We start from the raw sequence: 13927 nt of genomic DNA on the forward strand, positions 1-13927 counted from the left end.
GCCCGGCGGCGGCCCCCCACCCCCCCCCGGTCCGGGGGGCCGCCGCCCCCCCCGCCCCCTACGGGCCGCCCCCCCCCGGGGCGGCCCCCGGGCAACGCGAGGGGCCCCCCCCGGGGGGGGGGGGTGGGGCGCCCTTCCGCTGCTCTTACGCGATACCGCCCGGCTCAGTGGCCGGTGGTCTCCCCGGTCCCGGCCTCGGTGCCCTCGGTGCCCGTGCCGGTCTCGGTGCCGGGAGCGCCGCTCTCCGTACCCTCCGGGGCACCGGACTCCTGGCCGTCGGCGGGCTTGTCACCCTCGGCGGGCTTGTCACCCTCGGCGGGCTTGTCGCCCTCCGCGCCGGGCTGGCCCTCGGGGCTGGCCGCCGGGGCGGGCGGCGCGGCGGTCGGGCCGAAGTCCTTGTAGTCGGCGGTGTTCGGGAAGACGAACGCCTCCAGGCTGATGTCGCCCGTCTTGCTCAGCCGGAAGACGACGTCCTGCACGCCACCGAGCTTCTTGGTGAGGGCCACGCCGTCCTCGATCACCGCGGACGCGTTGCCCTTGCCGCCGATCACGACCGAGCCCTGGGCGGGCACGGTGATCGCGCCGGAGCCCGACGCCGCCGTCAGCTTCACGGTGGCGCCCGCCACGGTGACGGAGTCCAGCGTCTGGTCGGCCCGGCCGCTGTTGAAGATCGTCGCCGAGACGGCCGCGGGGCCCGCCTGGCCCGCCTTCTCCTGGGCGATCACATTCGCGTTCTGGATCGAGATGGTGTCCACGGAGGCCATCGCGGTGTCCGGCTTGACGCCGAGGGACTCCGCGTTGTTGCCGGCGCCGCACGCGGTGAGCGCGGTGAACGACAGCGCGACTGCGGACACGGCGAGGACGCCGCGGCGAAGGCGAGTAGCGCCCCCGGACGGAGTAAGGGGGAGGCTCACGGCGGCGACATCTCCTTGCAGCTATGGATCGACCCGGACGGTCCTGCTCTTGCTGAACCGGCGCAATGGAGGCCGTGCCCGCGTCAGTTCGCCCACAGATTACAGAGCCCTCCCTTCGCACCCGCACCCGACCCGCCCCTAACTGGCCCTTCGCCCGGAGCCGGGCCCGGGGGAGGGGGTCGGGCGGAGCCATGGGAGGGGCCGTGCGGGAAGCGCCGGGGAGTGCCGCGGGGGTGTCCCGGGGAGCGGTCCCGGGTCCGTTCGGCGCGGCGTACGGCGTCGTGTTCCGGTACTTCTTCCGGGGGCGTGTCCCGGACCGGGATCGCGACGGGATTCACCGGACCGCCACCCGTCGTTTCCCGTGAAACATCCGGATCGCATCAGGCACCGGATGTGATCCGGATTTCTCCGGCCCCGATCAATTCACCGCGACCGGTCGGCGGGGAACCGGTGATGTGCCGGGATCTCCTTCGATGTGTGGTGCGGATGAGGCGGTATTGATTACCGGAGATCATTCGAAGATCAATTCAGGATTCCGCCGACCGACCCTCCGTACGGGTGACCGAGGACCGAACGGAGTACGGGAAGTTCACCGGCGAGAACCAGGCAAATCGGGACGTTCGGCCGCCTCGACGCCCGTCCCGCCAGGTGTGACGCCCATGTTTCCACCTGTCCGCGCAGCGGCTCCGACCTGCGAATACCGTGTTCCGCAAGCCGTCCACAGCACGTTCGCGTCGCTGTTGTCAAGCCCCGAGATATGCTCTGACCTGCGAAAACGCCATTCAGAAGAAGCTGTATCCGTGTTACCCTGGATAGCCACGGAAGGGGTACCTGTCACATGACGTTCAAGGTTGGCGACACCGTGGTCTATCCCCATCACGGGGCCGCGCTGATCGAGGCCATCGAAACTCGCCAGATCAAAGGCGTGGACAAGACCTACTTGGTGCTCAAGGTCGCTCAGGGCGACCTGACGGTTCGCGTACCGGCGGACAATGCCGAGTTCGTGGGCGTACGCGATGTGGTCGGCCAGGACGGGCTGGACCGGGTCTTCGAGGTACTGCGCGCGCCGTACGCCGAGGAGCCGACGAACTGGTCCCGTCGTTACAAGGCAAACCTGGAGAAGCTCGCCTCCGGTGATGTCATCAAGGTCGCCGAGGTCGTTCGCGACCTGTGGCGTCGTGAGCGTGAGCGTGGGCTCTCCGCCGGTGAGAAGCGGATGCTCGCGAAGGCGCGCCAGATCCTGGTGAGCGAACTCGCCCTCGCGGAGAACACCAACGAGGACAAGGCCGAGGCCCTGCTCGACGAGGTTCTCGCGTCCTGACGCGTTCGGCTGACCGGACCGCCCCGCGCGGACGTACCGGATCAGCCCACCGCACACACAACTGCCGCGGTGCCCGCCGACATGATGTGATCCCCATTGATCACCGAACTGTTGCCGGGCACTGCGGCATGTTCGTCCGCTGCCGTCGTCACCCGTCCGCGATGACGCCGTCGGCGCATGTCACAGCTGTCCCAGGAGACCTGGCCCCCAGGGGAGGCCCGGCCCTGGTGTGCCGGGCCCGGGCGGCTGGCGCGGACCATCGTCACGGAAGGGTCCGTCAAGGCTTCGCACCCGGCACGCTGAGGCCATACCCATCCGGGCCGAGGAAACAAACCTGCCGGAGTGCAACCGATGTCAGACCGATCGCTCACACCCCGCACCGCGGCGGTCATCCCGGCCGCCGGACGGGGGGTACGGCTCGGCCCCGGCGCCCCCAAGGCGCTCCGGGTGCTCAGCGGCACCCCCATGCTGGTCCACGCCGTCCGGGCGATGGCCGCGTCCAACGCCGTCGGCCTGGTGGTGGTCGTCGCGCCGCCCGAGGACGCCCAGGGCGTACGCGCCCTGCTGGCCGATGTCGCCCTGCCGGAGCGCACCGAGGTGACCGTGGTCCCCGGCGGAGCGACCCGCCAGGAGTCCGTACGGCTCGGCCTCGCCGCCGTACCCGATGACGTCACGGTCGTCCTCGTCCACGACGCCGCCCGCCCGCTGGTGCCCGTCGACACCGTCGACGCCGTCATCGAGGCGGTACGCGACGGGGCGCCCGCCGTCGTCCCGGCGCTGCCGCTCGCGGACACCGTCAAGGAGGTCGAGCCGGGCGCCAAGGGGTCGCCCGAGCCCGTCGTCGCCACCCCCGAGCGGGCCCGGCTGCGGGCCGTACAGACCCCCCAGGGCTTCGACCGCGCCACCCTGCTGCGGGCCCACGACCAGGTCCCGCCGGAAGGCGAGGGCGCCACGGACTGCGCGGGCATGGTGGAACGGCTGGGGGAGCCGGTCGTCGTCGTGCCCGGGCACGAGGAGGCGTTCAAGGTGACTCGTCCGCTCGATCTCGTACTCGCCGAGGCGGTACTCGCCCGCAGGAGGGCCAACGATGGCTTCTGATTCCGCGCCGCCGGTGCCGCTGGTCGGTATCGGGACCGATGTCCACGCCTTCGAGGCGGGGCGCGAGCTGTGGTGCGCCGGACTGCTCTGGGAGGGCGAGGCCGCCGGGCTCGCCGGGCACTCCGACGGCGACGTCGCCGCCCACGCCGCCTGCGACGCCCTCTTCTCCGCCGCGGGCGTCGGCGACCTCGGCGCCCACTTCGGCACCGGCCGCCCCGAGTGGTCCGGCGCGTCCGGGGTCACCCTGCTGGCCGAGGCCGCGCGGATCGTCCGGGCCGAGGGCTTCGAGATCGGCAATGTCGCCGTCCAGGTGATCGGGATCCGCCCCAAGGTCGGCAAGCGCCGCGACGAGGCCCAGAAGGCACTGGGCGCGGCGGTCGGCGCGCCGGTCTCGGTCTCCGGCACGACGACGGACGGGCTGGGCCTCACGGGCCGCGGCGAGGGCCTGGCGGCGATCGCGACTGCCATCGTCTTCCGCACCGCGTAACCCCTCCGGGACGGTCAGGCGGAGGGCTTTCACGGGGCACGGCCCTCGCGCGCCCCGCGCCCCTGGGCTGCTCTCCTGAACGCCCTCGTGGAGAGGCGGGCCACCCTTTGCGGAGGCGGTTCCGTCCGCCGGGCGGGGCCGCCACCGGTCCGCGGACCGTGGGTGGTCGCTCGCGCAGTTCCCCGCGCCCCTCACCCTCCGCCGAGGGCCCGCCCGCAGGGTGAGGGGGGTCCGGCGGAACGTCGGAAATATCCCCGGGTGTGGCATGGTTCACAGGGCGGGCGGTCGTGACGCGCGGGCGCCTCGTACGCACGGATCGTGAATACGGCTCAGAAGGGTGACGCCATGTCCGCAGCGCTCTCCGACGAACTGAAGTCCCTGCTCGACTCGCCCGTCTTCGTCACCGTCGCCACCATCCAGCCCGACGGGAGCCCTCAGGTGTCCCCGGTCTGGGTGAAACGCGACGGGGACGACGTACTGATCTCCACCACCGTCGGGCGGCGGAAGGAGAAGAACCTGCGGCGCGACCCCCGGGTCACCGTGGTGGTCCAGCCGTTCGACGCCCCGTACACCTACGCCGAGATCCGGGGGACGGCCGAGCTGACCACCGAGGGCGGGCCGGAGCTGATCGACGAGCTGTCGCGGAAGTACACCGGTCAGGAGTACGCGGAGTTCAACCCGGCCGCCGGGGAGGACGCGCAGCGGGTGGTCGTACGGATCACTCCGCGCAAGGTCGTCGGCCGGATCTGACCCTCGCCGCGAGAGGCCGCGTCGGTGGCCCCGGGCAGGGCCGGCGCCCGCCGCGCCACCGGGTCCCCGGCCGCCCGGCGGTGAAGGGCGGGCCGGAACGGGCCCCTGGGTTGCCCGGGACCGGGCGAATGGCCGGGATGATACGGGCGGTGGCCGGGAAGGAGCGGGGCACTGCCGCGCGCCCACTACCCTGGGGGGGTGACTATTCGCCTGTACGACACCAACGCCCGGCAGATCCGTGACTTCGCCCCGCTCACACCGGGCTGTGTCTCGATCTACCTCTGTGGCGCCACCGTGCAGGCCGCTCCGCACATCGGCCACATCCGGTCGGGGCTGAACTTCGACATCATGCGCCGCTGGTTCGTCTACCGCGGCTACGACGTCACCTTCATCCGCAATGTCACCGACATCGACGACAAGATCATCCAGAAGTCGGCGGACCAGGACCGCGCCTGGTGGTCCATCGGTTACGAGAACGAGCGGGCCTTCAACGCGGGCTACGACGCCCTCGGCTGCCTGCCGCCGACCTACGAGCCGCGAGCCACCGGCCACGTGCCCGAGATGATCGAGATGATGCGCGGTCTGATCGAGCGGGGCCACGCCTACGCCGTCGACGGCAACGTCTACTTCGACGTGAAGTCCTTCCCGGGCTATCTGGAGCTCTCCAACCAGGACCTCGACGGACTCCGCCAGCCCTCCGGCGACGGCGAGACCGGCAAGCGCGACCACCGCGACTTCGCGATGTGGAAGGCGAGCAAGCCCGGCGAGCCCGACTGGGAGACCCCGTGGGGCCGAGGCCGTCCCGGCTGGCACCTGGAGTGCTCCGCGATGGCCCACAAGTACCTGGGCACCGCCTTCGACGTGCACGGCGGCGGGATCGACCTGATCTTCCCGCACCACGAGAACGAGATCGCCCAGGCCAAGGCGTACGGCGACGACTTCGCGAACTACTGGGTGCACAACGCCTGGGTCACCCTGGCGGGCGAGAAGATGTCGAAGTCCCTCGGGAACTCGGTCCTCGTCTCCGAGATGGTCCAGCGCTGGCAGCCGATCGTCCTCCGCTACTACCTGGGCACGCCGCACTACCGCTCCACGATCGAGTACAGCGAGTCGGCCCTGGACGACGCCGCCGCCGCGTTCGCCCGGATCACCGGTTTCCTGACCCGGGTCCGGGAGAAGGCGGGGACGGACATCGAGCCCACGCCCGAGGTGCCGCTCGCCTTCGCCGAGGCCATGGACGACGACCTGGGCGTGCCGCAGGCCCTGAGCGTCGTCCACACCACGGTCCGGCAGGGGAACTCGGCGCTCGCCGCCGACGACAAGGAGACCGCGATCGCCCGCGCCGCCGAGGTCCGGGCGATGCTCGGGGTGCTCGGTCTCGACCCCTTCGACGCCCACTGGGCGGGCGAGTCCGAGGACAGCGACGACCTCCACGGCGCCGTCGACAGCCTGGTGCGGCTGGTGCTCCAGCAGCGCGAGGCGGCCCGGGGCCGTAAGGACTGGGGTACGGCGGACGCGATCCGCGACCAGCTCCAGCAGTCCGGGCTGGTCATCGAGGACGGTCCGGACGGCCCCCGCTGGTCGCTCGGGAAGCGGTGAACCGGCGGTCCGACCGGTGAGTGTGCCGCCCGCGCCCGTGGGCGGCACACTGTGACGTGTACTCGATGTACGAGATGTACGCGACGCAGAAGCAGTAGACGTATTCGACAGCAGTAGCAGCAGGAAGCAGACAGTCATGGCCGGGAACAGCCAGCGCAGGAACCGCCGTACGTCCAACAAGAAGGGCGCCACGGTCGGCAGCGGTGGCAAGGGACGCCGCTCCCTTGAGGGCAAGGGCCCGACCCCGCCCGCGTCCGCCCGCAAGGGCCATGTGAAGAACCGCATCGCCAACGCCAAGGCCAAGCAGGCCCAGCGCCGCCCCGCGCCCGCCCGCCGCGGCGGCAAGGGCACGTCGGAGATGGTCGTCGGCCGCAACCCGGTCTTCGAGGCGCTGCGCGACGGCGTGCCCGCCACCATGCTCTACGTCCAGCAGTTCATCGACAACGACGAGCGGGTCCGCGACGCCATCCAGCTGGCCACCGGCCGGGGCGACATCCACATCATGGAGGCGCCGCGCCCCGAGCTGGACCGGATGACCGGCGGGCTCAACCACCAGGGCCTGGTCCTCCAGGTCCCGCCGTACGAGTACGCCCACCCGGAGGACCTGGCCGCCGCCGCGTTCGACGAGGGCTCCGACCCGCTGATCGTCGCCCTCGACGGCGTCACCGACCCGCGCAACCTGGGCGCCGTCGTCCGCTCCGTCTCCGCCTTCGGCGGGCATGGTGTGGTGGTGCCCGAGCGGCGCGCCGCCGGAATGACGGCGGGCGCGTGGAAGACCTCCGCCGGTACCGCCGCGCGCACCCCGGTCGCCCGCGCCACCAATCTCACCCGCGCCCTGGAGTCGTACCAGAAGGCCGGTCTCACCGTGGTCGGCCTGGCCGCGGACGGTGAGCACACGGTCGGCGACCTGGAGGCGCTCGGCGGCCCCGTCGTCATCGTCGTCGGCAGTGAGGGCAAGGGCCTCTCCCGGCTGGTCGGCGAGACCTGCGACTTCCTGGTCCGGATCCCGATGCCGGGCGGCGCCGAGTCGCTGAACGCGGGTGTCGCGGCCGGAGTGGTGCTCTACGAGGCGGCCCGCCGCCGGGCCTGACGGCGCGCGCCCGTCCCACGGTCCCCGTCGCTGTTCGGGTGATCGTGGGACCCGCCCGGCGCGCCGGGCTTGCGCCCCCCTGCCCGGGGAGTTTCGGGGCTCTCACCTGCGCTTGACGGGTCTCGGACAGGAAAGGCGCGCCGGGGCAGTGTCCTATCGCGATGTCACTCGGTTAGATGAGTGTGGACACCAGAACGCCCCGGTCCGGGTTCGATGATCAGCCTGCGCTGAGCATGGTGAAGGTTCATTCCGACCCCGCGCAGGTCATCGTCAACCACGCCAGCTTCCGGGTGCAGCTCGCCCCGAGCGCGCGGCCCCGCCCCGTACGATCGGCGGCCGTCACCCCGGCGCCCGCGCGGCGGCGCGCGCCGGTCGTCTGGAGCGGCCGGTCGGCCCCCGGCGACACGGCCGCGACGGGGCTCCTCCAGGCCGTACGGAACTCCTCCGCCACGGCCACCGTCGAACGCGGCGGCTACGGCCCCGGCGGCGACGGCTACGACACGGCGGGGAACACCCAGGTCATCCCCAGGGTCGGAGTCGGTACCGACCCCGACCGGGACGCCCAGGCGACCATCGACACCGCGCCGACGCCGGTCACGCCCCTGCTGCCGCCGATGCGGCAGGCCGTGGGCGCGTACGACACCCCGGCCCGGGGCGCGGCCGGCTACGGCGGGGGCTACGACTCCGGCTACCGGGCCCCCGGTCCCGATTCCGACACCGACTCCGACGGGTACGGCCGAGACGCCGACGAGTACGACGAGTTCGACGAGACCGTCACCACCGGCCGCCCCGACCGGCAGGGCAACGACGCGGTCCGGCACGCGTACTACCCGGGCCGCCGGATGAACCTCGGCGTCGTCCTGCTGCCGCTCCGGGTCTTCCTCGGCTTCATCTCCATCTACGCCGGTATGGGCAAGCTCTGCGACCCCGTCTACTTCGACGGCGGCGAGCGCGGCTCGATGGTGAAGTGGCTGAACTCCCTGCACCCGTGGGCGCTGGCGGAGCCGCTGCGGGACTTCGCCCTCTCGCACCCCGTCGGTGCCGGGCTGACCGTCGCCTTCCTCCAGGTCGTCGTCGGTGTCCTCACCGTCCTCGGCCTCTGGCAGCGGGTCGCGGCGGTCTTCGGCGCGCTGCTGTCGGCGGCGCTGATCCTGACGGTGAGCTGGAAGACGGTGCCCGCGTACGACGCGCCGGACATCATCTACCTCGCCGCCTGGTCGCCGCTGATCATCGCGGGCGCCCCGGTCTACTCGGTCGACGGGCATCTCTCGGGCGAGGCGTGGCGGACCCTCGGCCCCCGGGCCGAACTGTGGGAGCTGCGCCGCCGGGTGCTCCGGCGCGGCGGCCTGATCACGGCGGTCGTCATCGGTCTGACGCTGCTCATCGGCGCCGTACTGGGCGGGGCGGTCCGCTCCCAGACGGTGGTCAACGTGCCCCGGCCGGGCCAGGACCCGACCAACCATCTGCCGGGCTCGTCCCTTCCGGATGACCGGCCGACCGGTGGCGCGACCTCGGCCGGTCCCGGTGAGGACCGGGACCGCGAGCCGTCCCCGGCGGCGAGCCGCGGCGCGGAGGAGGAGAAGCCGAAGCAGGAGAAGTCGGCGTCCCCGAGCGAGACCGCCCAAGAGACCGGCCGGACCGGGGGACAGCCGAGCGAGACGCAGGGCGCGACGGGCCGCCAGTCGGCCCCGGACACCTCGGGCCCGGCCCAGGCCCCGTCCGGTTCGTCGGGGCCGACGTCGACGGGCGGTTCGGGCTCCACCTCGGGCGGTTCGTCCGGCTCCCCGTCGGGGTCCGGCGCCGAGGCCCCGGCCGACGGTTCCGGCGGTGGCAGCGGTTCGGGCGGCGGCGATGACCGAGGGGTGATCGGCGGCCTGCTGGGCTGACGACGCGCGGCCGGTCGTTCGCAGGGGCGTGCCCCCGGTTCCCGTCAGGGGCCGGGGGCGCTTCCGTCGGTAACGCGGACAGCGGTACGGGGGTACGGGGGTACGGCTCCGGAGGCCGTGGCCCCGGCCGGATGCGCCGGGGCGGTGCCCGGGGCCGTACCGCCGTACGCGTACCGAAGTGCGTGTGCCGAAGTACGCGTACCGAAAAAGGGAAGGCCCCCGGAGCCGGCGCTCCGGGGGCCTTCGCCGCCGTTCCTACGCGGTATCGCGCGGGTCCCGCGGGCTTCGAGGGTCTCGTGGGTCAGTCGCCCTCACCACCGCCGCTGTCGCCGTCACCGCCGTTGCCGCGACCGGGCCCACGGCCGTTCCCGTCACCGCCGTTCCCGTTCCCATTGCCGTTTCCGGTGTTGTCGCCGCCGGGGCGGTCACCGCGGTCACCGCCGGGGCCCCGGCCCTCGCCGTCGCCCTCGCCGTCTCCTTCGCCGTCACCGCGACCGGGCTGCTGCCCGTCCGGGATGGCGACGGCGTTGAAGTCCGGCCGGTCCTTGCCCTTCAGGGCGTCGTTCATGGCGTCGCGCCAGATGGAGCCGGGCACGTCACCGCCGAAGACCTTGGCCTTGTAGCGGCCGCCGATGGTGATGTTGAACATCTTGACCTGCTGGGTGGGGCTGCCGACCCAGACGGCTCCGGCGAGGTTGGGGGTGTAGCCGACGAACCAGGCGTTGCGGCGCCCGTCGGTCGTACCCGTCTTGCCCGCGTTGTCCCGGCCGTCGAGCCCGGCCTTGGCGCCGGTGCCGCCGCCCTGGTCGGAGACGACGCCCTCCAGCAGTCCGTTGATGGTGTCGGCGGTCTGCTCCGACACCGCCCGGCGGCAGTTCGACTTCGGCGTCTTCAGCTGCTTGCCGTTGGCGTCCTTGATCGACGCGATGGCGACCGGGGTGCAGTAGGTGCCGCGGGCGGCGAAGGCGGCGTACGCGGACGACATGGTCAGCGGGGACATGCCCTCGGAGCCCAGGGTCAGACCCGACGGCGACATCTGGAGCTTCTTGCCGTTGCCGACGACGAGGCCCAGCTTGTCGGTGGTCTCCTTGACCGCGCAGAGCCCGATGTCACCGATCATCTGGACGAAGTACGTGTTCACCGAGAGGGCCATGGCCTTCTTCAGGTTGTACGGGCCGACCTCCGACTCCATCTCGTTGGTCAGGTCCTCGTTGCCGTAGTTGACCCACGGCTTGCCGCTGTCACAGGTCTCGATCCGGTTCGGGTACTGCATCCGGTACGGCGACGAGTACGACTGCCCCGCCGGGCGGCCCGCCTCCAGCGCGGCGGCGGCGACGAACGGCTTGAACGTCGACCCGACCGGGAAGCCGAAGTTGGAGCCGTCCATCTTCTTGTCGACGGAGTAGTTGATCTGGGTCTCGTTCTTGCCGAAGCCGTACGGCTTGGACTGGCCCATCGCCAGGATCTTGCCGGTCCCCGGCTCGACCATGGTCACCGCCGTGGCGACCTTGTCGGACTTGTTGACGTACTCCTTGATGGAGTCCTGGGCCGCCTTCTGCGACTTGGGGTCGAGCGTCGTACGGACGGTGAGCCCGCCCCGGTTCCACAGCTTGGCCCGGTCCTCGCGGGTCTTGCCGAAGACCGGGTCGGTGAGGAAGACGTTCCGTACGTAGTCGCAGAAGAACGCGGCCCCGTTGTCCGCGGTGATACAGCCGTTCTGCGGGCGGCTGACGTCGAGCTTGACGGGGGTCCGCTTGGCGCGGTCCGCGTCGGCCTTCGGCACGGCCCCTACCTGCGCCATCCGCGTCAGCACCACATTGCGGCGCTGGGTCGCGGTCTCCAGGCTGCGGACCGGGTCGTACCGGCTGGGGGACTGAACGAGCCCGGCGAGCAGCGCGGCCTCCTCCAGCTTCAGATCCTTCGCCGACTTGGAGAAGTAGCGCTTGGACGCGGCCTCGACGCCGTACGCCTGCTGCCCGAAGAACGTGATGTTGAGGTAGTTCTCCAGGATCTTGTCCTTGCCCAGCTCCTCCTCGACCTGGATCGCGTACTTCAGTTCGCGGATCTTGCGGCCGGGGGTCTGCTGGATGGCGGCGGCGACCTTGTCCATGTCGTCGCCCGCCTCCTCCACGAAGACGTTCTTCACATACTGCTGGGTGAGGGTCGAGCCGCCCTCGGCGACCCCGCCGGACTGGGCGTTCTTGTTGAGCGCCCGCAGGACGCCCTTGAGGTCGATCGCGCCGTGCTGGTAGAAGCGCGAGTCCTCGATGGCGATGATCGCCTTCCGCATGAACGGGGATATGTCCTTCAGCGGTACGACCGTACGGTCCCGGGAGTAGACCGTGGCGATGGTCTCGCCCTCGGCGTCCTGGATCGTGGTCCGCTGGCTCAGCGGCGGCGTCTTCAGATTCGCCGGGATCTCGTCGAACTTCTTGACCGTCCCCTTGGCGGCCAGCCCCAGCGCCCCGGCGGCGGGCAGGGCGATCCCCGCCAGTACCGCACCGGAGAGCATGCTGATTCCGAGGAAGATCCCGGCCTGTCGGGTCGCTGACCGGCGCTCGCCGGAGCGCGTTTTTGGCATGGGTTTGATCCAATGTGTTTCTGTTCGGACAGTTATTGTCCTCGATCAGCCACTGATGTGCGGTGACGGAATATCGACGATCTTGTAACCAAAGTCCCGGGCGGTCAGTGGGATCCCCCGGCTCCGACGTAACCCCCGGCGACGGAGCCGGAACCGGGACCGGGGGCGGGCGCGGCGAAGGTGGCCGTCTCCATCACCTCGGAGATCTCCGCGAGGCGCGCGGCCGGGGCGTCGGGGCCGGCGCAGACATTGACGTAGACATGGAGATACAGACCGGGCGCCCCGCCGATCTCTCCCTCGTACTCGTGCGTGCCGCCGATGGCCCGGCACTCGGGGCTGATCTCCTTCTCGGCCCTGAGCGGGGTGCCGTCGCGTTTCACTTCCTCGGGCAGTGCCTGATGCAGGTAATCGGTGAACGAGACGACCATTTCGTCGGCGGGCAGTCGCTGGACCGGCAGGCACAGCTCCAGCCTGCACGACTTCTCGGGCGCCGACAGGGGACCGTTCATCGCGAAGGTCCCCCCGTCGACGTATGTGGCGGGATCCTTCGACACATTCGTCGTGTGCCAGCCCGCCGGGAACTCCAGGGTCAGACCGGCGAGCTCGGGATTGATCACCTGCCGCGCGGGCGCCACCCGGGACTCCGGGGCGCCGGGCTGTGCCGGGGACGCGGCCACGCCCCCCGTGTCGTCATCCGTCCCGGCCCCCAATCCGCTGCCGGACAGCACGGATCCGCCCAGCGCCAGGACGGCCGCGGTCAGGGCGGCCGTCGTGGCGGCGGCCACGACGGCACGGCGCCGCCGCCGGTGCCGCCGGACCCGGTCGCGTACCTGCGCCATCCGGTTCAGCGGGGTCGGCAGACTGGGCACCGTACGCGCCAGCAGTACGCGGAGTTCGGCCTCCGCGTCCGGGTTCTCGTCCGGTTCGCCGACCGGGCCGAGCGGCTGGTCACGCCACCCGGTCATGGAGACCACCACCCTCCAGCAAGGGGTCCGGCAGTACGGACCGCAGGGTTCGGAGCGCCTTCGCGGACTGGCTCTTGACCGTGCCCTCGGTACAGCCCAGGGTCGCCGCGGTCTCCGCCACACTCAGATCCTCGAAGAACCGCAGCACGACAACGGCCCGCTGCCGTACGGGCAGGGCCCGTACGGCGGCGGCCATCGACTGCTCCAGATCGACCCGGGCGAAGACGTCGTCCGGCTCGGGAGCCGCCCGCCGCCGCCCCGGCTCCGGTAATTCGGCATGCGGCACCTCGCCCCGCCAGCGCCGCCGCCACCACTCCGTATAGGTGTTGACCAGGGTTTTGCGGAGATACGCCTCCGGATGCTTCCCGGAGATCCGGGACCACTTGGGCCACACCTTGGCGAGTGCCGTCTGCAACAGATCCTCGGCGAGATGTACGTCCCCGGTGAGCAGCCAGGCCGTACGAAGCAGCCGCGGCCCCCGGGCGGCCACGAACGCCTCGAAGCCTCTGTCGTCGACCGATGGGCCCATGCCGCCGTCCTTCGCGTAACGCCCGTGGGAAAGCTGTCACGTAGGAGGAAGGGGTCGGGGGCGGGTTCGGGTTGCCCGGCCACCGCGTGATTTTTCGCGGCGGTCCGGGCGGCCCTGTTCACGACCGTGGCGGGTCAACGGCTCAGGCGCACCACCGTTCCGTCAGCTTCGGGAGGTAGGAACGGAGGAAGGTGTCGATCTCGGCGCGTTTCTTGATCTTCGCGTTGGCCTCTTCGGACCTGTGCTGGATGCGCAACTCTACGGAGATATGGGTGTACTTGCCGGTCTTGGTGTCGGGTGAGCTGTACTGGGTCTGGCCCGGCCGGGGAAGGCAGGCCATCCAGACGGCGGCGCCGTCCTCCGCCACTCCGGCGCTGGTGACGTTGCGGCCCAGAGACACTCTTCTCAGGTCGTTGTACTTGTGGGCGGCTTCCTTGGCGATGTCGAGTTCCCCGTAATTACGCATCAGCCGGAGGTTCAGGTCTTTCTTCTTGTCCACCGCCAGATGGCAGCTCTGGGACTCCAATTGCTCGTCGCGTCCGAGGATGGTCTCCTGGACGGATTCGCCGGGGACGAGCAAGGGTTTGAGGTCGGTGGTGACCACCGGCACCTCGCAGTAGGTCTCCGGGATCGCGTAGTCGTAGCCGGGACGGTCGTCGGAGCAGCCGACGAGGAGCAGTGCGGTTGCGGTCGCCAAAGCCCCGATC

At 71.2% G+C, this 13927-nt stretch carries 12 protein-coding genes; 7 read left to right on the top strand and 5 right to left on the bottom strand.

The genetic code is table 11. The annotated features are described in order from the left end of the window. Positions 1 to 164 precede the first annotated feature (164 nt). Positions 165 to 854: a hypothetical protein gene (locus AB0G74_RS29685; protein ID WP_361152404.1), complete on the bottom strand. Its 690-nt coding sequence runs from the start codon at positions 852 to 854 to the stop codon at positions 165 to 167. An 898-nt stretch (positions 855 to 1752) separates the two neighbouring features. Between AB0G74_RS29685 and AB0G74_RS29690 the strand changes: the two genes are divergently transcribed. The 7 genes from AB0G74_RS29690 (at position 1753) to AB0G74_RS29720 (ending at position 9145) form a co-directional block, all read left to right on the top strand. After that, positions 1753 to 2235, top strand: coding sequence for a CarD family transcriptional regulator (locus AB0G74_RS29690; RefSeq protein WP_003953493.1), 483 nt, complete (start codon positions 1753 to 1755; stop codon positions 2233 to 2235). Positions 2236 to 2586: 351 nt separating this feature from the next. Next, a complete protein-coding gene (ispD, locus tag AB0G74_RS29695) occupies positions 2587 to 3333 on the top strand; it encodes a 2-C-methyl-D-erythritol 4-phosphate cytidylyltransferase (protein ID WP_361152407.1) in 747 nt (248 codons plus the stop codon). After that, positions 3323 to 3820 carry a 2-C-methyl-D-erythritol 2,4-cyclodiphosphate synthase gene (ispF, locus tag AB0G74_RS29700; protein ID WP_361152409.1) on the top strand — a complete coding sequence of 166 codons (498 nt, stop codon included), beginning with the start codon at positions 3323 to 3325 and terminating at the stop codon, positions 3818 to 3820. The genes ispD and ispF overlap by 11 nt, the downstream gene beginning before the upstream one ends. 345 nt (positions 3821 to 4165) lie before the next feature. Further along, positions 4166 to 4570, top strand: coding sequence for a PPOX class F420-dependent oxidoreductase (locus AB0G74_RS29705; RefSeq protein ID WP_361152412.1), 405 nt, complete (start codon positions 4166 to 4168; stop codon positions 4568 to 4570). Between the two features lie 198 nt (positions 4571 to 4768). After that, positions 4769 to 6169, top strand: a complete 1401-nt coding sequence (gene cysS, locus AB0G74_RS29710) for a cysteine--tRNA ligase (protein ID WP_361152415.1) — start codon at positions 4769 to 4771, stop codon at positions 6167 to 6169. Positions 6170 to 6305: 136 nt separating this feature from the next. Continuing rightward, the gene (rlmB, locus tag AB0G74_RS29715) at positions 6306 to 7259 is read left to right on the top strand and encodes a 23S rRNA (guanosine(2251)-2'-O)-methyltransferase RlmB (RefSeq protein ID WP_361152418.1); all 954 of its coding nucleotides are present in this window, start codon (positions 6306 to 6308) and stop codon (positions 7257 to 7259) included. Positions 7260 to 7435: 176 nt separating this feature from the next. After that, positions 7436 to 9145 carry a DoxX family membrane protein gene (locus tag AB0G74_RS29720; protein WP_361152420.1) on the top strand — a complete coding sequence of 570 codons (1710 nt, stop codon included), beginning with the start codon at positions 7436 to 7438 and terminating at the stop codon, positions 9143 to 9145. 301 nt (positions 9146 to 9446) lie between these two features. Here the strand turns inward: AB0G74_RS29720 and AB0G74_RS29725 are convergent, their stop codons facing one another. From AB0G74_RS29725 to AB0G74_RS29740, 4 genes are all read right to left on the bottom strand, one after another. Further along, positions 9447 to 11726, bottom strand: coding sequence for a transglycosylase domain-containing protein (locus tag AB0G74_RS29725; protein WP_361152423.1), 2280 nt, complete (start codon positions 11724 to 11726; stop codon positions 9447 to 9449). A gap of 104 nt (positions 11727 to 11830) precedes the next feature. Further along, on the bottom strand, positions 11831 to 12691 hold the full coding sequence (locus AB0G74_RS29730) for a hypothetical protein (protein WP_361152425.1): 861 nt from the start codon (positions 12689 to 12691) through the stop codon (positions 11831 to 11833). Beyond that, complete coding sequence (locus AB0G74_RS29735; protein ID WP_361152427.1) at positions 12675 to 13220, bottom strand: SigE family RNA polymerase sigma factor; 546 nt, start codon at positions 13218 to 13220, stop codon at positions 12675 to 12677. Before AB0G74_RS29735 ends, AB0G74_RS29730 begins: the two co-directional genes overlap by 17 nt. Before the next feature lie 142 nt (positions 13221 to 13362). Then, entirely contained in the window at positions 13363 to 13917 is a 555-nt protein-coding gene (locus AB0G74_RS29740; RefSeq protein WP_361152429.1) for a hypothetical protein, read from the bottom strand. Positions 13918 to 13927: the final 10 nt, after the last annotated feature.

The sequence above is a fragment of the Streptomyces sp. NPDC020875 genome (assembly GCF_040641415.1).
Taxonomy (GTDB): Bacteria; Actinomycetota; Actinomycetes; order Streptomycetales; family Streptomycetaceae; genus Streptomyces.